This is a genomic window from Paraburkholderia fungorum, from assembly GCF_046027605.1.
In the GTDB taxonomy this organism is placed as follows: domain Bacteria; phylum Pseudomonadota; class Gammaproteobacteria; order Burkholderiales; family Burkholderiaceae; genus Paraburkholderia; species Paraburkholderia fungorum_F.
Genome location: NZ_JAQQEF010000017.1, coordinates 134,373 through 155,909, shown reverse-complemented (window position 1 = coordinate 155,909; position 21,537 = coordinate 134,373). Strand labels below are relative to the sequence as shown.

Sequence of the window (21,537 nt, the reverse complement as noted above, 5' to 3'; positions counted from 1 at the left end):
CCGATTAGTGCGGCGCTGCAATCCGGTTACGACTCGCGCGGATCGAGCGCATCGCGCAGACCGTCACCGAGCAGGTTGAAACCGAGCACAGCCAGAAAGATCGCAATGCCTGGGAAAACCGACATCCACGGCGCCTGACTGACAAAATCCTTCGCGGTGTTGAGCATCGAACCCCACGACGGCGACGGCGGCAACTGGCCGAGTCCGAGGAACGACAGGCTCGCTTCGGCGATGATCGCGGTCGCGATCGTCAGGCTGGCCTGCACGATGATCGGCGGCAGCACGTTCGGCAGGATGTAGCGCACGATGATCCGTGCGTGGCCGAGGCCGATGGCCCGCGCGCCTTCGACGTACTCCTCGGCCTTCACGGAGATCGCCTGGCCGCGCGTCAGCCGGACGAAGCGCGGCATCGCCGAGATGCCGATCGCGGCCATCGCGTTGGTCAGGCTCGGACCGAGGAATGCGGCGAGCGCGATCGCGAGAATCAGGAACGGAATCGACAGCAACGCATCGGCGATTCGCGAGATCACGCCGTCGACAAGCTTGCCGAAGTAGCCGGCCAGCAAGCCGAGCGGCACGCCGATCACGACCGCGATGCAGACCGATACGACGCCCGCCAGCAGCGAGGCGCGCGCGCCCCACAACAGGCGGCTCAGCACGTCGCGGCCAAGTTCGTCGGTGCCGAACCAGTGCACGGCCGAAGGCGCCTGCCGCACGGTCATGAAGCTGGCCTGCACCGGGTCGTAATGTGACAGCCACGGCGCGAATACCGCCATCAAGACGATGAGCAGCACCAGCACCGCGCCAAACACGGCGGCGCGATTGCGCATGAATTTCGCGATTCCGCGGCGCTTGCGGCGCGGCAATACGGTCGTCTGCGCAGCGGCCGATGCGCGAACGGGAGTGACGGGAGTAGCCATCAGCTGCGTCTCAGGCGGGGATTGAGGAGGACGTACAACACGTCGGCGCACAGGTTCACGACGATGAAGCACAGCGCGGTGACGAGCACCACGCCCTGCACGACCGCGTAGTCGCGATTGAACACGGCATCGACGATGAGCTTGCCGAAGCCGGGGATCGTGAAAACCTGCTCGGTCAGCACCGCGCCCGCAAGCAGTTCGCCGAACAGCAGCGCGAGCACGGTGACGATCGGAACCAGCGCGTTACGAAATGCGTGCTTGACGACGACTGTGCCGCGCAGCAGCCCTTTGGCACGCGCGGTACGAATATAGTCGGTGCGCAGCACGCTCAGCATCGCGCTGCGCGTGTGGCGCATCAATTGAGCGCCGAGCGACGCGCCGAGCACGAACGCGGGCATCAGCATGGTCTTGATGCTGAGCCAGAAGTCTTCGGTGGGCGACACGTAGCCGGACGACGGCAGCAGATGCCAGCGCACCGACACCAGAAAGATCAGCATGATCCCGAGCCAGAAGTTCGGGATCGACATGCCGGACAGCGCGAACACGTTCGCGCCGTAATCGAGCGCGCCGCCGCGGCTTGCCGCGGAGATGACGCCAGCCGGAATGCCGATACCGATTGCGAAGATCATCGCCATCGCTGCGAGCTGCAGGGTGACCGGCAGCTTCTGCGCGATCAGCGACGTTACCGGCACGTCAGTGCGCAGCGACGCGCCGAGATCGCCGTGCACGACGTCGCGGACCCACAGCGCGTACTGCGTCGGCACCGGCTCGTCGAGGTGGTATTTGACGCGCAGCGACGCGATCAACTGTGGATCCTGATCTTCGCCTGCCATCGCCATCACCGGATCGCCGGGTAGCAGCTTCTGCAGGCCAAAGATCAGCATCGACACGAGAATCAGCGTCGGAATGGCAACCAGCACGCGATTTGCAATGATCTGCAGCATGATCGGTCAGCCCTTGATACTGACGCCGCGCAGCCGGATCAAGCCGTCGGGATAGGGCGTGAAGCCTTGCACCTTCTTCGACAACTCGAACGGCCATGGCTGGCTATACACATAGATGATCGGATCTTCGTCGGCGAGCAGCTTCGAGGCCGCGTCGTAGTCCGTTTTGCGTTCCGCCGTGGTCAGCTTCACGCGCGCGGCGTCGAGCAATCGGTCGACCTCGGGGTTGCAGTAATGCGCGTAATTGAGGTTGCCGGCGCAGGTGTTGAACTGATGCAGGTTGCCGTCCGGATCGACACGGCCCGACCAGCCGAGGTACATCGCCTCGAAGTCGCCGCTGTGCGCGGCATTGAGCTCGGTCGCATAGTCGGTCGGCCGCAGCTTCAGATTGAAGCCGGCTTCACTGACCATTGCCTGCATCATCTGCACGATCTGGCTCGACACCGTGTTGTTCGGGTAAGTGAATTCGATGTCGACGTGCTCGTGGCCCGCCGCCTTCAGCAGCGCCTTCGCCTTCGCGACGTCGCGATGCGTCATCGGCAGCGACGCGTTGTAGTACGGGCTCGACTTCGGCACCGCCTGATTCGCCGGCGCGAAGATCCCCGCGCCGATCACCTGGTTGATCGCGTCACGGTCGATCGCGAGTTCGAATGCCTGCCGCACCCGCTTGTCTTTCAGCACCGCGTTGCTGCGCTTGCCGTTGCCGATGTTGAACGTCACGTAGTAGTAGCCGAAGCCGCTGACCGGCGCGAATTTGTTGTTCGTGTCGCTCTTGACCGACGCGACATCGGACGGCGCGAGGCGCTCAAGCATATCGAGCGAACCCGAGCGCAGATTGGCGAGGCGCACGGTGCTGTCCGGAATCGGCAAGAAGATCACGCGCTGGATCGGGTATTTGTCGGCGTCCCAGTAGCCAGGGAATTTCTCCAGCACGACGCGATCGTTCTGCACGCGCTGAACGAACTTGTACGGGCCCGAACACACCGGATGCGCAGCGACGCCCGCCGGATCGGCCAGCGTCTTCGGCGCGAGCATCATGCCGGCGCGGTCGGTCAGCGTCGCGAGCAGCGCGGCGTCCGGCTGCTTCAACACGATTGCGACCGTGTAGTCGTCGATCACGTCGACGTGATCGACCGATGCAAGTTCGCTCTTGCGGTTGCTCGTCTGCAGCGTGCGGTCGCGGTCGAGGTTCGCCTTGACCGCGGCCGCATTGAACGGCTCGTCGTCCTGGAACTTCACGCCTTGACGCAGCTTGAACGTCAGCGTTTTGCCGTCGGCGCTCGTGGTCCACGAGGTTGCCAGCATCGGCACGATCTTCAGGTCGGGCGTGATATCGACCAGCGCATTGCACATCGACGCAAACACGATCCGGTCGACGAGTTGCACGCTGCGCGCGGGGTCGAGGGAACCGATGTCGTCCTGCAAGCCGATCCGTATCGTCTGGCCGGTCTGGGCCATCGCGGCGGTGGCGCTGAGTGCGAGCGCCGCGGCAATCAACATTCTTCGCATGAGGACTTTCCCTTTGTTTTCCAATTCATAAAGCGGTTTGGTAAGCGGGCCGCGGCAACTCGATTCTTCACCCGACTTTCATCTCGACCACCGGCTCAGTCGCCAACGCCGGCGGCCAGCGCCGTCTGGCGGTCGCGGTAGATCGCGAGCCGCTCGATCAATTTCGGGCTGGCGCTCGTGGCCAGCGGCGCGCCACCGCCGGCGTTCTGAATCTCGCGCCAGAAGTGGCACGCGACCTGCCGTCCGTCGTCGAGTCGTTCGATGATCGGCCGCGCTTGCGCGCAGTGCGGCTTCGCATGCGGACAGCGCGTATGGAAGCGGCAACCGGAAGGCGGCGCGGTCGGACTCGGCAAATCGCCGGCCAACGCGGGCTTCGCGCGCCGCTCGCGCGGGCTGCTCGCCGGAATCGCGCGCAGCAGCGCTTGCGTGTACGGATGCAGCGGCGCGTCGAACAGTGCATCGACATCGGCCAGCTCGACGATCTCGCCGAGATACATCACAGCGACGCGGTCGCTCATATGGCGAATCACCGCGAGGTCATGCGCGACCATGATCAACGTGAGGCCGAGATCCTGTTTCAGTGTCTCGAGAAGATTGATTACCTGCGCCTGCACCGAGACGTCGAGCGCCGACACCGGCTCGTCGCCGACGATCAGCTTCGGCTCGCCGGCCAAGGCGCGCGCAATGCCGATCCGTTGTCGCTGGCCGCCGGAGAATTCGTGCGGGTAACGGTCCGCGTAGGCCGGTTGCAGGCCAACCGTGCGCAGCAATTGCGCGACGCGCTCGCGTTGCTCGGCGCCGTTGTGCGCGAGCCCGTGCAGCGCGATCGGCTCGCCGACGATCTGGCCGATCGTCATGCCCGGATTCAGCGACGCGAACGGATCCTGAAAGATGATCTGCATTTCGCGGCGCAGCCGCCGCAGCGGCGCGCCTTGCTGATGCGTGATGTCCTTGCCTTGATAGAAGACGCGGCCGTCTGTCGAGTCGATCAAACGGAGCAGCAGGCGGCCCAGCGTGGACTTGCCACAGCCGGATTCGCCGACGATCGCGAAGGTCTCGCCGGGCTGGACCGCGAACGATACGTCGTTGACTGCATAGACGGTTGGCGTGCGCGTGAAGAGCTGCCGCGTACCGCCAAAATGCTTCGTCAGCGCGCGCGCCTCGATGATCGGCGTCGGTGTAGTGGGCGTCGTCATGCAATTTCCTTGCGCGATAGCGGCGCGGCGACCTGTTCGACCGGAGCGAGCCAGCACGCGACACGATGCACGCCGGCAATCACTTTGTCGGGCGGCGCGGCGTCGATGCAGCGTTGCTCGGCGAACGGGCAGCGCGGCGCGAAGCGGCAGCCGTGCGGCATCAACTCGGGCGACGGCACCGACCCGCGGATCGTCGCGAGCGCGCCTTCGCGCTTGCCGACCGACGGAATCGCACCCATCAGGCCGATCGTGTAGGGATGTTGCGGGTCGTCGAACAGGTCGGCGACGGTGCCGTATTCGACGATGCGTCCCGCGTACATCACCGCCACGTGGTCGGCGACTTCCGCGACGACGCCGAGGTCGTGCGTGATCAACACCATCGCGGTGCCAGTCTCGGCTTGCAGGTTTTTTACGAGCGCCAGGACCTGCGCCTGGATCGTGACGTCGAGCGCGGTGGTCGGCTCGTCGGCGATCAACAGGCGCGGGCGGTTCGCGAGCGCCATCGCGATCATCACGCGTTGGCGCATGCCGCCGGAAAGCTGATGCGGGTATGCATCGAGCCGGGTTTCGGGCGCCGGGATTCGCACCAGCCGCAGCATCTCGAGCGCCAGCTCGCGCGCCTGCCCGCGCTCGACATGGCGATGCCGCCGGATGCTTTCCCCAATCTGCTCGCCGACCGTGAACGCCGGGTTCAGCGACGTCATCGGCTCCTGAAAGATCATCGACAGCCGGTTGCCGCGAATATCGGCCAGTTCGCGCTCAGACAACGAGAACAGATCCTTGCCTTCGAAGTGTGCGGTGCCGGCGACGCGGTGTGCCGGCGGGCTCGCGAGCAGCCCCATCAGCGCAAGCGACGTCACGCTCTTGCCGCAGCCCGATTCGCCGACGATGCAGAGCGTCTCGCCGGTGCCGACTGAAAACGACACATCGTGGACCAGGTTCGGTACTTCCGCGGCGCGCGAGAACTTCAACGAAAAGCCGCGGACCTCCAGAACCGGTCGGCGGTCAGTATCGGCCGTGCTAGAAAACTCCATATCGGCTTGCTAGTCCTGTTCAAGGCTGTCCTGGCAATGATTATGTGGTGCGCGTCATCACGAAAAATATTAATATTTCTTATTCACAGTTAAATTTTTCTTGAGTATGAGCGATACGACGTTGCGCATGTTGAGGACCTTTCGGGCCGTCGCGCGGACCGGTTCATTCGCGGCGGCGGCCGGGCGAGTCGCGCTGACCCAGGCGGCCGTCAGCTTGCAGATGCGCGCGCTTGAACAGGCGCTCGGCCGCCAGTTGTTCGACCGCAGCGGGCGGCAGATTGCGCTGAGCCGCCACGGACAGGAGATCTGGCCAAAGGTCGAGCAGATCTTCGACCTGCTGGGCGAACTCGAGGCGACGCCGGCGGATTCGATGGTCGGGCCGGTGACCATCGGCGCGGTGGTGTCGGTGATCGGTGCGCTGTCGCTGGTCGTCGCGCGTTTGAAGGCCGCGCATCCGCAACTGGACGTGCGGCTGCTGTCGTCTCGCTCCGACGAACTGGCGCGGATGGTCGAGGGGGGAGAGGTCGATATCGCGGCGGTCGTCGCGCATGCCGACACGACGCTGCCTGACACGCTGAAGTGGACGACGCTCTACGCGGAGCCGCTGATGCTGGTGGTTAGCCGCGAAATCGGCGACAACGATCCGCGGCGGATTCTGTGCAGCCACCCCTTCCTGCGCTTCGACCGGCGGGTGCGCACCGGGCGCGTCGTCGAGCACGCCCTGCAGACAGCCGGCCTGACGGTCAACGAATACCTCGAACTCAACTCGATCGAGACGATCGTCGCGCTGGTGCGCGAAAATGTCGGCGTCACGGTACTGCCGCTTCTGCATCGCGGCAACTGGCACAACGATCCGTTGCTACGCGTGCTGTCGATTTCGGATCCGCCGATGTTGCGCACTGTCGGCATGATCCAGCGCGCGTCCTATGACCGGCCCGGCATCACGCAGGCGATTATCGATACGCTGCACAGCGACTGAGCGGCGCTTGTGGCGTGCTTATGCCGCGCGATCGGCATGACGCACCACGGCGCAGACGTGATTTTCGTTAGTCCATCGTGTGAATCACGGGCGATCACAACACGCCGCGTCTCACCCCTTGTCTGCCTCCACCGGCAGCTTCCCGCACAATGCGCTTCGTCAGTTCTGGCTGGCAGGGACTGGCTCGGGGCGCCATGCCTTGATCATTTCTTCGGCGAATTTTTGGGCTGCGAGGTGGCGATTTTGTCGAGGTTTTTGCACCATGCCAATTTCCCGATAAAAGGTATCCTCGCCGAGTTCAAGCGCGGTCACCCCTGTGGGCCAGGTGACCCGCGCGACCGTTCTCGGCACGAGGGCAACACCGGCGCCGCTGGCGACCATCTGGGCAATACCGTGCAAATCGATCAGCTCGACTGCATCATGCACATCGAGACCCGCACGAGACAGAAATTGATCGACGAGTTGTCCGCCGAATGAGCCGCGGTCGTAACGAATGAACGGCGCCTCGCAAAGCGCATATCGCCACGGCTGCCCAGCTAGCGTATCCGGCACGAGGAGAACGAATGGTTCGAACGAGAGCGCGCACCATTCAAGTCCATTTGGCACGGTGAACGACGGCCGACCGATTACCGCGATGTCGAGATCTCCCGAGTCTACCTGGCCGAGCAGGTTGAGCGCTCCGCCCGTCACAATGCGGACTCGCCACGCCGGGAACAACTGGCGAAAAGACACCACAGGTCCTGCCAGGACCGACTCCTGAACCGACGAAATTGCGCCAACCCGCAGTGTTCCCGTGTTCTCCGCGGATCGCACCAATACACGCTGGGGTCGATTCCGGCCATATCTTCTCTGGCTCGCGTTACCGCTGGCAGTTGCCAACGTGTTGGTGTTTTCCGTCCCAGCGCACTGGGGAGCGGGTGCGAAACTTGCCTATGCCTACTGCAGCTACGGTTTGCTCGGCGCGTTGTTTTCGTTCGTCAGCATTCCATATGGTTCACTGGCCACCGCAATCAGCCAGGATTCCGGAGTGAGGGCGATGCTTGGCGTATCGCGTGAGGTGATGGCATCTTTCACCGCGATTTTTCTGGCGATCGTGATTGCACCCAGGATCCATCATGCCGCACAAGGCGGTGACGGCCTGCACGACATGTACACACGCTATGTGACAATTTTCGGGTTGATCGGCGTGCTGTTCTACGTCATCTGCTTCAAAGGAACGAAGGAAGTTGTCAGCCGTCGCAGGGAGGTGCAATCGCTCAGAGACAGCCTGCGAACGATATCGAGAAACCGTGCATTGATGTTTATCTGCTTTGCGCAGGTTTGCATCATGGCCGCTTATTTTTCGATGAACGCCACGATTATCTATTTTGCGAGGTACGTTCTCGACAATCCGGAAATGATCGTTGCCATTGTCGTAGCAAGGAAGCTTCTGGGAATGCTCGTTTCTATCTGTCTGACTCAGTGGCTGGTCAAGCTCTCTGGGCGGAAAGGGGTCTTCATCGCAGGATTGTGTGTGTATATCGGTGGATTCATTGCGCTGTACTTCGTGCGTACCACGAATGCGTATGCGATCTTTGCACTCTTCAGCCTGATATCGATTGGGCAGGTTCTCGTATCGTCGATGGCATTCGCGCTGCAGGCCGATACCGTCGAGTATGGCGAGTATGTCAGCGGCGAGCGTCTCGAGGGCATGAGCTACGCCTTCTTTTCATTTTCGCGCAAGTGCGGGCAGGCCTTGGGCGGTGCGCTTCCAGCATTTGTGCTCGCTGCCTCCGGTTATGTGCCTAATGCGTCACACCAGACCCCACAGAGCATCGCGGGCATATATAGCGCGTTGACATTGGTCCCGGCTGGACTGCTCGCAGTGACATTGGCCGTTTTCTCGTTTTATCCTCTCACGGAACATCGCTTTTCAGAGATTGTTGCTGCAATCAACGCGAGGCGTGCCGGGACAAATGACACTTTATCCGCCAGTGAGAAACTTGCTCCGACTGCATCGTGTGACGTCCTTCATTGACCGTTGGGGCAAGCTTCGCCCATCGCATTGAGGCTGCCCGCCGCAAGTCCGGATGCCTAAGTAACCAGGTTCCCCAGAAAGTCGCGTGTGCGCTCCGACAGATCCAGGTTTAGCCGCAAGGCAAGCGCCGAAGCCTTGGCCACCTTCGGGCGGGCGTCCTCCTCCAGCTCATCGGCCGCAATCGTGAGCCAGTCCGGAAATTTTTCCATCAGAGCGTCAATCAGCACACAGGCTTGACGACGATCCTTATCCGCTTTGGCTGCGCGCGAGGCGTCCCGTAGCGTGCTGACGATAAGCTTGTGAAGGGCGAACCTCGCGGGGTCAGGCAACTGCACCGGAACGACGTGTTCCTTGCCGAGGATAACGCCACGAACCGTGTCAGACACGAGGTATCTGAAGTACGGCAGCCCGGTCGCGTGTGCGCGTAGATGCGGCAGTGGCCTGGCTTCATACGCGTCCGTACCCGGCACCAACAGATCGACTTTCAACGGCTGGCCTCTTGCCTTGAACGACGTGGATGGTCTACGGGAGTCCAGTTCAGGGACTTCGAGAAACGAAATACTGCTGTCGCGCAGAATCTCGAGAAAGCTACGGTCTTCCGGGATGGCAAGCGAAATTGAACCCGCGCTTCCGATGTCGATGTCCTCGGTCTTGTAATTCGCCGGCTGACGAACGCCCAGACTATTCAGAAGCGCGCCAAATGCATGCGAGCCGACAAGCACCCCGCCGTGGTTGAAGATGCCGGCGTTGAACAGCGTTGCAATGGTCAGCGCCGAAGAGTTATCGGCCGCGGCAAAGCCGGCCTTGCGCAACAGCTGAACATCTGCGCCGATCGCCCGCATCTCTGCGCCCTCAAGCACCTTGGCCTCGAGCGCCGCATCGGTCGCCGGTTCTCCCAACCGGCCTAACGAGGTTTCCTTGTGCTTGCCGGACGCCAGGTAAACCCGCCAGTAGAGATAGGTCTTCCCGTCGACTGTCTTGCGCGCAGCTGATCCCGGAGAATGCAGGGGAATCGACGTTTGCGTGCTGGCATACTCGGTTACAGAGGAATAGAGGGTTTGAAGTGCGTCGTTGTGGAAGCTCGGCATGATCGCGATACCTATACCTGTTTTTTTGATTATAAGGTATAAATGGCAGGCCGCCGTTTTTATACCTTTTTATAATTTTATAAGGTATAAATTGTTGCGAAGCAGTTTGAGGCAGCTAATCACCACTGAAAGCACCTCACGCGCACGAGCGGCCTATGCACACCGCTTCACAGCGGTACATCTTCACATGACGACTTATGGTCTGATACAGTAGCTCGACCGGCAGCGAGGAAGCGCCTCATCAGGCGTCCGGGTGCAGCCATGCATCATCTCAAGCTACCCTCGCGCCCGATGGCGCCGTCAAGGGTGCAACGCCCCGGCGACCATGAATCAATTGGAGCACGCAGCCATGAAGGCTTCACCGGCGGCGGTATCACGCACTTATGCGATGCCCGAGCGAAGCGATCGCCTCGATTTCTACATCCGCGACCAAGCCACACGCCCCGCGATTGAAGAGCCGCACAAGCACGAATATTTTCAGATTCAGATCAATCTCGGCGGTGACACCGAACAGCACATCGGCGGAGTACGCCGGCCATTTCCTGCGGGCGCGGTCGCCTTTATCTTGCCGCATCGCCTGCATCTGATACCGCATCCCGCGCAGTCGCGCTTCGTTGTCATCAACTTTGCGCAAGCGTTTTTACGCGCCAATACGGACGGAATCGAGGATTTCCTGGACCTCGAGGACGTGTCGATCGCGCAGGCGCCGGAACTCGCACCATTCAGGCTTCAGGAGTACATCGACTTCATTCTGGAGGACGCCGATCTCGCCGAAATCGAACCGGTTCTGTCCCGCATGCTGGCGGTCAATGAGACGCGTCGCTTCGGTGCGACCGCCCTTCTGCGCGGATACCTTCTTCAGCTTATCGGGATCGTATGTCAGCGATACGCGGATCAGTTACTTCGGCTTTCCTCGCGTAACGTCCAACGACTTGGCCGACGAGACGCTCTCGTGCGCGTGGACCGTCATGTCAATGCGAATCTCGCGAACGACGCACTGTCGCTCACCTCTGCCGCCGCCGCTGCGTTTCTATCGCCGAACTATCTGACGCATCTGATCAAGAAAGAGACGGGCCGGACCTTTGTCGAGTGGGTAACCGAGCGGCGCATTGCACGTGCAAAGGATCTGCTGGCAAACGACAACCGCCGCATCAAGGACATTGCGTTTCTGGTCGGCTATCGCGACGAAGCCTATTTTTCACGGCGATTTCGTCAGTCGGTCGGTCAATCTCCGAGCGACTTTCGCGACATGCACCGGAGCACCAGTCAACGAAACGGTGGTGCGACCGCGCGCAAAGACGCACCGTAAGATCGTCCTGGTGTTCAGCGGATTTGTCCTGCACGGTGCGTTCGCAGGGCGATATCGTGGGTAGCCCGATACTACTAGCGAGGCTTACCATGTCCGAATACTCAGTGACACCCCCTACGATCACGTCCGTTGCCGTCAGCGGCTCGACGAGCCGCTTTCCCGTGCGCCGCGTGTTTTGTGTCGGGCGCAACTACGCAGACCATGCGCGCGAAATGGGCGCCAACCCGGACCGCGATCCTCCGTTCTTTTTTTCCAAGCCTGCCGATGCCGTCGTACCGGCGTCCGGCGTCCTTCCGTACCCGCCCCTTACCGCCGACTTGCACCACGAGATTGAACTCGTCATTGCGATCGGCAAGGAAGGAAAAGCCATTGCTCCCGAAAACGCACTCGAATATGTCTGGGGTTACGGAGTCGGCGTCGATCTGACCCGCCGGGATCTTCAGGCGACGGCGAAGAAACTGAGCCGCCCGTGGGACTGGGCGAAAGGCTTTGACGCATCCGCGCCGGTGAGCGAGATCAAACCGGCATCCGGGACGGGGCATCCGTCAAGCGGCCGGATCTGGTTGTCAGTGAATGGCGAAGTTCGTCAGCAAGGCGATCTCAGCGAGATGATCTGGCCTGTCGCAGACATCATCAGCTACGTGTCTCAGTCCGTGACTGTAAAGCCGGGCGACCTTATTTTCAGCGGAACACCCGCTGGCGTCGCCGCATTGCGCCCGGGCGACAAGGTCACAGGCGGAGTGGATGGCATTGCGAACTTCAGTTTCGAGGTCGGCCCGCTGGCCGGCTGAACGAAGCGCAGGAAGCAGCCGCAAGAACTGCCCTGCGAAGCAGTGCAACCGGTGCGAACCGAGGGCACTTTTCGCAGGGAGACTCGAACATGGACGCGGAAGTTAAAAACGTCCACCTGGTTCTTGTCGTCGGGTCATGAAGGATGCCAATTCACGACCGCCGCCTGAACGCGGCGTAATCGTCCCGACGACGGACCGTCGTATTCAATCGATCTGAAGCGGATCACCGTCGAATTCGACAAGGCAGCCGGGACCGCCGTGAAACAGCGCTTCACGCGCATCTTCCACTTTTCCCGTTGCCTCGATCTCAGCCGCGTACAGTTCGGCATCATCTTCCGGCACGTACCCGAGATAGCGCACGTTGGCGTTGTCCCAGCGATTGCGCGCGTTATTCGATACGCCATAGACGACCGCGAAGTGGAACTCCGGATAGTCGATACAGCGGCGCGCCACCTGCACCATGTCACGATGGCTGATCCATGTGAAGAGATGGCGCGGTACGGTTGGCCGATTGTCCGGGCGGAATGAGCCGATCCGGATACAGGCAACCGACATGCCGTGCTTGTCGGCGTACATCCGCCCAAGCGCCTCGCCGAACACCTTCGAGACGCCGTAGCGGCTATCAGGACGCGGCTCGACGGAATTGTCGATCATCCTGTCGCGACGCTGAAAACCCACTGCATGGTTCGAACTCGCGAACACCACGCGCTTGACGCCCGCTTGCCGCGCCGCTTCGAACACGTTGTAGCAGCCCTCGATGTTCATATCACGGATGCGCTCCCAGCGAGCCTCGTCAGGAATACCGGCGAGATGCACGACGACGTCGACGCCCTTCATGACCGGCAGAAGCTCCTCCAGCCGCGTGATGTCCGCGGTCACGATTTCTTCGCCGGCCTGCGCCTCGGCCTGCGGCGCAATGTCGGCAAGACGCAATTCATAGTGGCCCTGGAAACCGGCGCGCAGCACACGTCCAATGTGACCGGCCGCGCCGGTAATCAGTACTCGAGTCATTGATACCCTCTCTGTGATTCAGGTCAATACGGTTAATCGGTTTCGCCTTTCTGTAGGGCGTAGCCGGCCGAGCGCCGATGGTGCGCTTCAAGATAGGCATCGCGCGATGGCACCAGGTGCTCGCGACATAACTTGATCAACGATTCCCGGTCGCCGGTTCGAAGCGCCTCGATCATCTGGTGATGCTCGGCGCGAGCCTTCTCCAGATACTGAGGAAACACAATGGATACCGAACGGATGGCATGCGTGCGGCGTTCATACTCGTGAATCGCCTCGGTTAGCACCTGGCTTTCCGACAGCGCAAAGAACGCATGGTGAAAAGCCATGTTCGCGCGGAACACCCGCCGCAGATCGCCGGCGATAGCCGCTTCGTCGTGCTCTGCCTGAATTGCCGTCAATGCAGCGAGCGCCTCGCTACTCACCGGAAAAACGATGCGCCTCGCCGCGTCTGCTTCCAGCAATTCGCGTAGCGCATACAGTTCGGTGACCTCGCGCGGTGTAAACGACTTGACCAGCGCGCCTACATTCTTGCGGCGCTCCACCAGGCCGCGCCGCTCCACTTCCACCAGCACCTGACGTGCGACGTGGCGCTTCAGGTTGAAGCGCTCGCACAGATCGTCTTCCACGAGCCGTTCGCGCGGATGCAGAACGCCAAGGACGATCTGCTCCTCGAGCTCGTCCGAGACGCTGCGCAGCGTCTCGTCGATATTGCGGTCGCGCTCGACCGTCTTCGCAGTCGGTGCATCGGAGCGTTTGGGCTTGGCAGCATTGCTCATAAAAGGATCCGCAAAATGATCTAAGCCGCGAGCCTATACGAAAATATGACCTTTAACCCTTGTTTCCGTTACCAGGAACGGTCGCGGTGATACGGGTAGCTTGTAGAAAGTCAAAGTCGCAACCCTCGTCGGCCTGAGTGATTGTGGTCAGAAAGAGCTTGCGATAACCACGCTCGTCAGGATCGACCTGGCGCGCCGGCAACGCGGCGAGACGCGCTGCAATTTCCTCGTCGCTAAGGGCAAGTTCGATAGACCGTTCCGCCACGCTCAGGCGAATCCGGTCGCCCGTTTGCACGATCGCGAGGGGACCGCCGATAGCCGCTTCAGGTGTCACGTGCAGGACCACGGTACCGGACGCCGTGCCGCTCATGCGGCCATCCGAAATGCGCACCATGTCTTTCACCCCCAGGCGGCCGAGCTTGCGCGGGATCGGAATGTAGCCCGCTTCCGGCATTCCGGGTGCGCCGACCGGACCGATCCGCTTGAGCACGAGTACGTCGTGCGCTTCCACCTCGAGTTCCGGATCGTCGATACGGCGAGCCAGATCCTCCGCGTCCTCGAAGACGACGGCCCGCCCTTCGTGCTCCATCAGGCTGGCGCTTGCCGCTGACTGCTTGATGATCGCGCCGCCCGGTGCGAGATTGCCGCGCAGCACCGCGATACCGCCTTGCGGAAAGATCGGGCGGCCAAACGGGCGGACGACTTCTTGCGGGAAGCTCGCCGGAGCGAGATCCAGTTCCTCGCCGAGCGTACGGCCGGTCACGGTGAGCGCGTCGAGATGCAACAGGCCCTTCATCTCGCGCATGACCGTGGTCAACCCGCCGGCGCGATGCAGGTCTTCCATGTAGTGCTGTCCAGACGGCTTCAAATCGACGAGCACCGGGGTCTCGCGCGCCATCCTGTCGAGCTGCTCGAGGTCGATGCGAATCCCGAGCCGGCCCGCAATGGCCGTGAGGTGAATGATGCCGTTAGTCGAGCCGCCGATCGCGAGCAGCACCCGCAACGCGTTTTCGATTGCCTTGGGCGTCAGGATGGTCGTCGGACTCAGATCCCGCCCGATCATCGCCACGGCCTGCGCACCAGTACGCTCCGCGATACGGATACGATCGGCCGTCACCGCAGGCGCAGACGCACCGCCCGGCAGCATCATGCCCAAGGCTTCCGCAATGCAGGCCATCGTGCTTGCCGTTCCCATCACCGAACAGGTTCCGACCGTCGCGACGAGCTGATTGTTGACCGCTTCGATTTCGGCTTCGTCGATCTGGTCGCCGCGAAAGCTCGCCCAGAAGCGACGGCAGTCCGTACATGCTCCCACCCGTTCACCGCGATGCGAGCCCGTCAACATGGCACCCGTCACCAGTTGAATAGCGGGAACGCCCGCCGCCGCGGCACCCATCAACTGGGCCGGGACGGTTTTGTCGCAGCCGCCGATCAGCACCACCGCATCCATCGGCTGCGCCCGGATCATCTCCTCCGTGTCCATCGACATCAGGTTGCGCAGGTACATGCTGGTCGGATGCGAAAAACTCTCCGCGATCGAAATCGTCGGGAATTCGACGGGCAGCCCGCCCGCCAGCATCACGCCGCGTTTTACCGCCTCGATCAACTGCGGCGCGTTGCCGTGGCACGGATTGTAGGCACTGCCCGTGTTCGCGATAGCCACGATCGGACGCGACAGCGCGTCGTCGGTATAGCCCGCGCCTTTGATAAACGCCTTGCGCAGAAAAAGCGAGAAACCCTCATCGCCGTAGTTCGTCAGGCCCTGCCGCAAGCCGCTTTTCTTCTCGCTCATCACTGCTCCTGAATTTCCGATACGATTATCAATAATCTTGACGGCGATCTTACCGATACTTATAGTCTGTCCGCAAGCGATTCTTTTTTGTTGCGGTCGATGCCGCCTGTCAACTCTCTAACAGCATTCTGCTGAGGTCTTCATGAAGCATGTCGTGGCCTACCGTTCGTTGCCTCCAGCCGTGCTGGGGCTTCTTCGTGAGCACTGTTCCGTCGAGCTGGTCGACGTTTCCTCCGGCGACCTCGCGCCGTTCAGGCGCGCCTTGGGCACGGCTCATGGAATAGTCGGCAACAATCTCAAGATCACGCCTGAGATCCTTGATGCTGCGCCCCTGCTCGAGGTCGCGTCTACCATTTCGGCGGGCTTCGATGCGTTCGATGTCCCCGAACTCTCGCGCCGCGGCATCGTGCTGACGAATACGCCGGAAGAAGTCACCGAAACCACCGCCGACCTCGTGTTCAGCCTGATCCTCGCGACCGCCCGGCGGATTTCCGAACTCGCCGACTGGACGCGGCGCGGCCAGTGGACGCGTACTGTCGGCGAGGCGCAATTCGGTGTCGACGTGCATCACAAAACGCTGGGCATCGTCGGACTTGGGCGCATTGGCAGCGCGGTCGCCAAGCGCGCCGCTCTCGGCTTCGGCATGGACGTGATCTATTCCAATCGCTCCCGCAATCCCGATGCAGAGGAGCGCTACGGCGCGCAATGGCGACCGCTTCCCGAACTGCTCGCGGCTGCGGACTTCGTTTGCGTGCTCGTGCCGCTCTCGCCCGCTACTGAGCGCCTGATCGGCAGTGCCGAGCTCGGCGCCATGAAGCCGTCGGCCATTCTCATCAACTGTGCGCGCGGACAGGTCGTCGACGAAGCCGCCCTCATCGCGCATCTGCGCGAAAACCGCATTCGCGGCGCCGGTCTCGACGTGTTCGAACGCGAACCGGTGTCGCCGGATTCGCCGCTGCTCCAGTTACCGAACGTGGTCGCGGTGCCGCACATCGGCTCCGCCACGCAACAGACACGCGAGAACATGGCCATGCGCGCGGTACGCAATCTCATCGATGCATTCGACGGCCAGCTCTCGTCGACCTGTGTCAATCCCGAAGCGCTCCACGCCCGCTCGCCGGCGCAACAGATCGCCGGCTGAATGGCGCGAAACACCCTCACCCCAATCAAAAGGAACACGCGATGACTTCAGTCAACCGGCCGCGCGGCGTCTACTCGCCCGTGGTCACGCCGTTCACAAAGGATCTTCTTCCCGATCACGACCGCTATGTCCGTCATTGCCGATGGCTTATCGAACAGGACGTCGGACTCGCGGTTTTCGGCACCAACTCGGAAGCGAATTCGCTCGCGGTCAGCGAGAAAATGAAACTGCTCGAAACGTTGGTTGGCGCAGGCATTCCGGTCGATCGTCTGATGCCGGGCACCGGCTGCTCGGCCCTCACCGACACGGTCGAACTGACCCGCCATGCGCTTTCGCTGGGCGTGAACAATGTGCTGACGCTGCCGCCGTTCTTCTACAAGGGCGTCACCGACGAAGGCCTGTTCCGCAGCTATGCGCAGATCATCGAGCGTGTGGGTTCCGACGCGCTGCGCATTTATCTGTATCACATCCCGCCCGTGTCGCAGGTGCCGCTCAGCCTCGCGCTCATCGAGCGGCTGCTCGCTGCTTTCCCGGGCGTGATCGCCGGCGTGAAGGACAGTTCGGGCGACTGGAGCAACACGCAGGCCATGCTCGAGCGCTTCCAGCCGCATGGCTTCGATGTGTTCGCCGGCAGTGAAACCTTTCTGCTGGCCACCATGCGGGCGGGCGGCGTCGGCTGCATCACGGCAACCGGAAACGTCAATCCGGCGGCGATCGTGCAGTTGTATCGCCACTGGCAAGCGGCCGACGCCGATGCCTGTCAGGCAGCACTGGACGTCACGCGCGCGACGTTCGCCAGGTTCCCGATGATCCCCGCGCTCAAGGCAGCGATCGGCTTGTATTCGAGCGATCCCGAGTGGGGCGTCGTCCGTCCTCCTCTCGTCGATCTGACGCCCGTGCAATGCGATGCGCTCGCCGCCGCACTCCGCGAAATCGGCTTCTCGATGCCGGGTATCGAAGTCACCGCCTGATGCCCTGAAGAAACACCCACTGGTTGCATGCGCAACCAGTGGGCGTTTCCCGGCTATTCACGGCTTCGGCTTCACGCCCAATCGTCCAGCGCGTATTCGTTCAACGCGGCTTCCTCGAAGTCGAATCCGAGGCCCGGACGCGTCGGCACGGTCAGCTGGCCGTCTGCGAACGACAGTTGCGTATCGACTAGCCGACGGAAATTCAGCACCTGATCGTCAGGAAAAAATTCGACATAGCGCGCATTGGTCGTCGACGCCACCAGATGCACGTGCAGATCGTGGAACCAGTGCGGGCACATCGTCACACCCACGGCTGCGGCCGACGCCGCAATCCGTCGCCATTCGCTGATCCCGCCGCATACCGCCGCGTCCGACTGAAGGATCATCGCCGCGCGCTTGTCGAGCAGCTCCTGATGCCGCCAACGCCCTGCTTCAATCTCGCCGGTCGCGACGGTCACCGGCGTGCGCCGGCTCAATTGCGCATGGCTCTCGATGTCGTCAGGGCTGAACGGCTCTTCTATCCAGTACGGGTTGAACGGCTCGTACCGGCGCATGTATTCGAGCGCGGTCGGAACGTCGGACCAGGCGTTGTTGGCATCGAGCATCAGCAGCACGTCGTCGCCGATCGCTTCCCGTGCCGCCCTGATCCGCGCTTCCTCGCTGCGCGGATCGAGCCGCCCTACCTTCATCTTCACGGCGCGAAACCCCAGCGCCACGTAGCCCGCCATTTCCTCGCCGAGGTGCTCGGGCGTCTTGCCTTCGAGGTAGTAACCGCCGCTGGCATAGGCCGGCACGGTGGCGCTGCATGTGCCGCCGAGATAGCGGCTCAACGGCAGGCCCGCAGCGCGTGCATTCCGGTCCCACAACGCGATGTCGATGATGGACAGCGCCCGCATGACCGAACCGGCACGCCCTTGCAGCAACGACTCGTCGTACATGGCGCACCACGTGCCTTCGACATCGAGCGCGGAGCGCCCGCGCAATAGCGGCGCAAACAATTCGCGGACGGCGTACGTGACCAGCATGCCGGCGCGGTTGCCGCTGTAGCAAAAGCCGATGCCGTAATGGCCGTCGGCTGTCGTGACGCGCACGACCGTGTAGTCGCGGGCGGTGACGAGACGGGTCGAGAATGCGGTGTGGCGGTCGAGCGGCACGCGGATGGTGCGCGCCTCCACCGAAACGATCCGCGAACGTGTTTGATAGTCGGCTTGCTCGGGTTCAACGATGACGTGTTTCATAGCAGTAGATCGACTCGAAAAAAAACGAGATTACTCACGCAACCGATCGTGCGGCCGCGCGCACGGTCATGGGCGGCTGGCCCCGCCTGCGCCGCCCTGACAGCATGCATGGCATGACGGACCGTTTATGCGGCGGTGGTATGCGTCCCAGCCGTCTCGCCTGCCGGGCGCCGGCCGATGACCAGCAGCATGGCCAGTACGCCGACCAGATCGACCGCCGCGCCGAGCATGAAGCCGCTGCTGTAACCACCAAAGTACTGGACCGCCAGACCCATCATGGTCGGACCGACGATGCCCGAAATGTTGCTCAGCAGGTGCACAAAACCGCTTACCCCGCCAAGATGCCTGCCCGGCACGAGCTCGTGCATGGTGGCCCAGCACGCTTGCGACGAAGCCGTCAGGAACAACACGGCGAATGCGACAAGCAGCACTGCGGGCGTCACGGAATCGACCATGCTCACGCCCAGCAGGGCGAGACCCGACAGCGCAAGCGGCACGATCGCCGACACCTTGCGCGCCAGCAGCTTGTTGCTCATGCGCTTGAAACACGCATCGGCAACCAGACCGCCGCCGAAGTATCCAATCCCGCCGCATGCCCATGGCACTGCGCTCAGAATGCTCATGTGTTTCATGTCGAGATGCAGTGCGTTGGTGAAATAGCTCGGCATCCACGAGATGAACACGAACAGCGTGTAGTTCACGGCGAAAAGGCCGACGCCAAGCGCAAGCGTGCTCGGACGAAACAGGTAGCTGCGCAGCGGCGTGCTTTCGTCGCCGCCTTCGGCCGGATGTGCCGCGCTACGGCTCGCTTCGACCATCTCGCGTTCGGCCTCGCCGACCCGCGCGCTTTGCGCCGGCTTGTCGGTCGCGAAGATACGCCACGCGACGATCCATACCAGCCCGAGCGCCGCGATAATCACAAACGACGTGCGCCAGCCGTAAGCAATCGCGATCAGACCCACCACCGGCCCGGCGATCGCACTGCCTACCGTCTGGCCCGAGAACGTGAAGCCGACCATGGTCGCGGTTTCATGCCGGGGAAACCAGTTGGTGATGGTCCGGTTGGTCGTCGAATTCATCGGACCTTCGCCGAAACCGAACAGCGCCCGGGAAACCAGCAGCGTGCCGAATCCCGTCGCGGCCGCAGTCAACCCGCAGAGAATGGACCATGTCCCCATTGCCCAGGAGAAGACCCGGCGCGGGCCGTACTTGTCGGCGAGTTGCCCGCCGACGAATGCGAAAATGGAATAGCCGAAGAAAAAACTGCTGAACACCACGCCGAGTTGCGACGGCGAAAGACTCAGTTCCTTGTTGAGGATAGGCGCGACCACGCCAAGCGCCGCGCGGTCCATGTAATTGATCGCGCCCGCTATAAACAGCAGCAACGCGACAACGTAGCGATACTTCCCAGTCTTCATGTTGTCTCTATTCCATGTAATTGAGGATACCGAATGTTGTTATCTGACACTTCTCTCGAGTGCCATGAGGTACTACTTGTTGACAAGCCTGGCGGGAAGCTGCGTCAAGATCAGACATGCGGAGACAATCAGCGACCCCGCGATCAGGAACAGGCTCGAATCAAGTGAATGCGTGACCGTCTTTAGCCACCCAACCAGCGCAGGGCTCACAAATCCTGCGAGATTGCCCGTCGAATTGATCAATGCAATACCGGCGGCGGCACCGGTGCCACCGAGAAAAGAGGTGGGCAAGGCCCAGAACATGGGCAACGCCGTAATCACGCCCGAAGCGGCAAGCGTCAGGCCAAGCAACGCAATATAGGTATTGCTGCCTGCGTAGGCGCACATCACGAAACCCGCCGCCGCCATGCATTGCGGCAACACGACGTGCCAGCGGCGTTCACGCGTGCGGTCCGCGTGGCGGCCGACCACGATCATCAGAATCAAGGCGGCAAGATACGGCACGACGGTCAGCAGGCCGATGGTGAAGGCGTCCGTGATTCCGGAACTCTTTATGATGGTCGGCTGCCAGAAGCCAACCGCATAAGAGCCCATCACGATGCCGAAGAGAATCGTGCACAAGGTCCAGACCTTGAGCGATGTGAAGACCTCGCGCACGGAACCGTGGCTTTTGGTGCGGGCTTCCGCATCGATTTCAGCTGCAATGAAGTCGCGGTCCTCAACCGGCAGCCACTTTGCGTCCTTCACCCGGTCGTCGAGAAACCAGAAAATGACGGCTCCCAGGATCAGCGCGGGGATGGCTTCCAGAATGAACAGCCACTGCCAGCCGGCAAGCCCCGCGTTCCCCGCGAGGCGCTGCATGATGAAGCCCGATATCGGGCCACCGACAATGCCCGCCACCGGATTGCCCGCCATCAGGAAAGCAATCATCTTGCCGCGCCGGTGCGATGGATACCAGTAGGTGAGATACAGCACCAGCCCCGGGAAGAAGCCGGCTTCGGCCACGCCCAGAAAGAAGCGCAATACATAGAACATCGTGGGCGTGCTGACCCACGCGGTCGCCGCCGAGAGCACGGCCCACGTGAGCATGATCCGGGCGATCCAGCGGCGCGCGCCGAGCCGGTGCAGCAGCAGGTTGCTCGGCACCTCGAAGAAGAAATACCCGATGAAAAAGATGCCGGCGCCGAAACCGTACATTGCCTCGCTGAAGTTCAGATCACTGAGCATCTGAAGCTTGGCGAAGCCCACGTTGACCCGATCCAGATAGGCCACCACGTAGCAGACGAACAGCAAGGGCATGAAGCGCCAGGTCACTCGCGTGTAGATCGAGTTGCTTGCCGCGCTGTCAGGTACGTGTATTGCCGGGGTTTGCGTGCTCAAGGGCTGTCTCCTCTATTTTGTTC

At 62.0% G+C, this 21,537-nt stretch carries 19 protein-coding genes; 6 read left to right on the top strand and 13 right to left on the bottom strand.

Going from position 1 to position 21,537, the window contains the following annotated elements:
* Window positions 1-26 precede the first annotated feature (26 nt).
* The 5 genes from PQR53_RS25790 to PQR53_RS25770 form a co-directional block, all read right to left on the bottom strand.
* Window positions 27-920 (bottom strand): ABC transporter permease, encoded by an 894-nt coding sequence (locus PQR53_RS25790; RefSeq protein WP_408460273.1) that lies wholly within the window; start codon window positions 918-920, stop codon window positions 27-29.
* Window positions 920-1,864 (bottom strand): ABC transporter permease, encoded by a 945-nt coding sequence (locus tag PQR53_RS25785; protein WP_408460270.1) that lies wholly within the window; start codon window positions 1,862-1,864, stop codon window positions 920-922. Before PQR53_RS25785 ends, PQR53_RS25790 begins: the two co-directional genes overlap by 1 nt.
* 6 nt (window positions 1,865-1,870) lie before the next feature.
* The gene (locus tag PQR53_RS25780) at window positions 1,871-3,373 is read right to left on the bottom strand and encodes an ABC transporter substrate-binding protein (protein WP_408460267.1); all 1,503 of its coding nucleotides are present in this window, start codon (window positions 3,371-3,373) and stop codon (window positions 1,871-1,873) included.
* Between the two features lie 95 nt (window positions 3,374-3,468).
* Window positions 3,469-4,569: an ABC transporter ATP-binding protein gene (locus tag PQR53_RS25775; protein WP_408460264.1), complete on the bottom strand. Its 1,101-nt coding sequence runs from the start codon at window positions 4,567-4,569 to the stop codon at window positions 3,469-3,471.
* Window positions 4,566-5,603 carry an ABC transporter ATP-binding protein gene (locus PQR53_RS25770; RefSeq protein ID WP_408460262.1) on the bottom strand — a complete coding sequence of 346 codons (1,038 nt, stop codon included), beginning with the start codon at window positions 5,601-5,603 and terminating at the stop codon, window positions 4,566-4,568. The genes PQR53_RS25775 and PQR53_RS25770 overlap by 4 nt, the downstream gene beginning before the upstream one ends.
* 106 nt (window positions 5,604-5,709) lie before the next feature.
* On the opposite strand from PQR53_RS25770, the gene PQR53_RS25765 reads away from it, so the two are divergent.
* Window positions 5,710-6,582, top strand: coding sequence for a LysR family transcriptional regulator (locus PQR53_RS25765; RefSeq protein WP_408460259.1), 873 nt, complete (start codon window positions 5,710-5,712; stop codon window positions 6,580-6,582).
* 159 nt (window positions 6,583-6,741) lie between these two features.
* Here PQR53_RS25765 and PQR53_RS25760 read toward each other — a convergent pair whose 3' ends face one another.
* Entirely contained in the window at window positions 6,742-7,395 is a 654-nt protein-coding gene (locus PQR53_RS25760; protein WP_408460332.1) for a LysR substrate-binding domain-containing protein, read from the bottom strand.
* Between PQR53_RS25760 and PQR53_RS25755 the strand changes: the two genes are divergently transcribed.
* Window positions 7,376-8,599 (top strand): glycoside-pentoside-hexuronide (GPH):cation symporter, encoded by a 1,224-nt coding sequence (locus tag PQR53_RS25755; protein WP_408460257.1) that lies wholly within the window; start codon window positions 7,376-7,378, stop codon window positions 8,597-8,599. The genes PQR53_RS25760 and PQR53_RS25755 overlap by 20 nt on opposite strands.
* A 56-nt stretch (window positions 8,600-8,655) precedes the next feature.
* Here the strand turns inward: PQR53_RS25755 and PQR53_RS25750 are convergent, their stop codons facing one another.
* Window positions 8,656-9,687, bottom strand: a complete 1,032-nt coding sequence (locus PQR53_RS25750; protein WP_408460255.1) for a GSU2403 family nucleotidyltransferase fold protein — start codon at window positions 9,685-9,687, stop codon at window positions 8,656-8,658.
* Between the two features lie 349 nt (window positions 9,688-10,036).
* On the opposite strand from PQR53_RS25750, the gene PQR53_RS25745 reads away from it, so the two are divergent.
* Complete coding sequence (locus tag PQR53_RS25745) at window positions 10,037-10,996, top strand: AraC family transcriptional regulator (protein WP_408460253.1); 960 nt, start codon at window positions 10,037-10,039, stop codon at window positions 10,994-10,996.
* 89 nt (window positions 10,997-11,085) lie between these two features.
* Window positions 11,086-11,787, top strand: a complete 702-nt coding sequence (locus PQR53_RS25740) for a fumarylacetoacetate hydrolase family protein (protein WP_408460329.1) — start codon at window positions 11,086-11,088, stop codon at window positions 11,785-11,787.
* Between the two features lie 204 nt (window positions 11,788-11,991).
* On the opposite strand, the gene PQR53_RS25735 is transcribed toward PQR53_RS25740, so the two are convergent.
* Genes PQR53_RS25735 through PQR53_RS25725 form a run of 3 tightly spaced genes read right to left on the bottom strand, consistent with a single transcriptional unit; the run spans window position 11,992 to window position 15,366 of the window.
* Window positions 11,992-12,798, bottom strand: a complete 807-nt coding sequence (locus PQR53_RS25735; protein WP_408460250.1) for an NAD-dependent epimerase/dehydratase family protein — start codon at window positions 12,796-12,798, stop codon at window positions 11,992-11,994.
* A gap of 32 nt (window positions 12,799-12,830) precedes the next feature.
* Window positions 12,831-13,574 (bottom strand): GntR family transcriptional regulator, encoded by a 744-nt coding sequence (locus tag PQR53_RS25730; RefSeq protein ID WP_408460248.1) that lies wholly within the window; start codon window positions 13,572-13,574, stop codon window positions 12,831-12,833.
* A 52-nt stretch (window positions 13,575-13,626) separates the two neighbouring features.
* A complete protein-coding gene (locus PQR53_RS25725) occupies window positions 13,627-15,366 on the bottom strand; it encodes an IlvD/Edd family dehydratase (RefSeq protein WP_408460245.1) in 1,740 nt (579 codons plus the stop codon).
* Between the two features lie 142 nt (window positions 15,367-15,508).
* Here PQR53_RS25725 and PQR53_RS25720 point away from each other — a divergent pair, with 142 nt between their 5' ends.
* A complete protein-coding gene (locus PQR53_RS25720) occupies window positions 15,509-16,507 on the top strand; it encodes a 2-hydroxyacid dehydrogenase (RefSeq protein WP_408460243.1) in 999 nt (332 codons plus the stop codon).
* 41 nt (window positions 16,508-16,548) lie between these two features.
* A complete protein-coding gene (locus tag PQR53_RS25715) occupies window positions 16,549-17,478 on the top strand; it encodes a dihydrodipicolinate synthase family protein (RefSeq protein WP_408460240.1) in 930 nt (309 codons plus the stop codon).
* Window positions 17,479-17,549: 71 nt separating this feature from the next.
* Here the strand turns inward: PQR53_RS25715 and PQR53_RS25710 are convergent, their stop codons facing one another.
* From PQR53_RS25710 to PQR53_RS25700, 3 genes are all read right to left on the bottom strand, one after another.
* The gene (locus tag PQR53_RS25710) at window positions 17,550-18,716 is read right to left on the bottom strand and encodes a mandelate racemase/muconate lactonizing enzyme family protein (protein ID WP_408460237.1); all 1,167 of its coding nucleotides are present in this window, start codon (window positions 18,714-18,716) and stop codon (window positions 17,550-17,552) included.
* 125 nt (window positions 18,717-18,841) lie between these two features.
* Window positions 18,842-20,134, bottom strand: a complete 1,293-nt coding sequence (locus PQR53_RS25705; protein WP_408460235.1) for an MFS transporter — start codon at window positions 20,132-20,134, stop codon at window positions 18,842-18,844.
* Window positions 20,135-20,206: 72 nt separating this feature from the next.
* Window positions 20,207-21,514: an MFS transporter gene (locus tag PQR53_RS25700; RefSeq protein WP_408460232.1), complete on the bottom strand. Its 1,308-nt coding sequence runs from the start codon at window positions 21,512-21,514 to the stop codon at window positions 20,207-20,209.
* Window positions 21,515-21,537 lie beyond the last annotated feature (23 nt).

What these genes read in the sequence shown, in the direction of transcription:
- PQR53_RS25740 (WP_408460329.1), top strand. Translation starts at nt 11,086, where the DNA reads ATGTCCGAATACTCAGTGACACCCCCTACGATCACGTCCGTTGCCGTC.
- PQR53_RS25710 (WP_408460237.1), bottom strand. Translation starts at nt 18,716, where the DNA reads ATGAAACACGTCATCGTTGAACCCGAGCAAGCCGACTATCAAACACGT.
- PQR53_RS25715 (WP_408460240.1), top strand. Translation starts at nt 16,549, where the DNA reads ATGACTTCAGTCAACCGGCCGCGCGGCGTCTACTCGCCCGTGGTCACG.
- PQR53_RS25765 (WP_408460259.1), top strand. Translation starts at nt 5,710, where the DNA reads ATGAGCGATACGACGTTGCGCATGTTGAGGACCTTTCGGGCCGTCGCG.
- PQR53_RS25705 (WP_408460235.1), bottom strand. Translation starts at nt 20,134, where the DNA reads ATGAAGACTGGGAAGTATCGCTACGTTGTCGCGTTGCTGCTGTTTATA.
- PQR53_RS25750 (WP_408460255.1), bottom strand. Translation starts at nt 9,687, where the DNA reads ATGCCGAGCTTCCACAACGACGCACTTCAAACCCTCTATTCCTCTGTA.
- PQR53_RS25785 (WP_408460270.1), bottom strand. Translation starts at nt 1,864, where the DNA reads ATGCTGCAGATCATTGCAAATCGCGTGCTGGTTGCCATTCCGACGCTG.
- PQR53_RS25780 (WP_408460267.1), bottom strand. Translation starts at nt 3,373, where the DNA reads ATGCGAAGAATGTTGATTGCCGCGGCGCTCGCACTCAGCGCCACCGCC.
- PQR53_RS25775 (WP_408460264.1), bottom strand. Translation starts at nt 4,569, where the DNA reads ATGACGACGCCCACTACACCGACGCCGATCATCGAGGCGCGCGCGCTG.
- PQR53_RS25735 (WP_408460250.1), bottom strand. Translation starts at nt 12,798, where the DNA reads ATGACTCGAGTACTGATTACCGGCGCGGCCGGTCACATTGGACGTGTG.
- PQR53_RS25745 (WP_408460253.1), top strand. Translation starts at nt 10,037, where the DNA reads ATGAAGGCTTCACCGGCGGCGGTATCACGCACTTATGCGATGCCCGAG.
- PQR53_RS25725 (WP_408460245.1), bottom strand. Translation starts at nt 15,366, where the DNA reads ATGAGCGAGAAGAAAAGCGGCTTGCGGCAGGGCCTGACGAACTACGGC.
- PQR53_RS25720 (WP_408460243.1), top strand. Translation starts at nt 15,509, where the DNA reads ATGAAGCATGTCGTGGCCTACCGTTCGTTGCCTCCAGCCGTGCTGGGG.
- PQR53_RS25790 (WP_408460273.1), bottom strand. Translation starts at nt 920, where the DNA reads ATGGCTACTCCCGTCACTCCCGTTCGCGCATCGGCCGCTGCGCAGACG.
- PQR53_RS25770 (WP_408460262.1), bottom strand. Translation starts at nt 5,603, where the DNA reads ATGGAGTTTTCTAGCACGGCCGATACTGACCGCCGACCGGTTCTGGAG.
- PQR53_RS25730 (WP_408460248.1), bottom strand. Translation starts at nt 13,574, where the DNA reads ATGAGCAATGCTGCCAAGCCCAAACGCTCCGATGCACCGACTGCGAAG.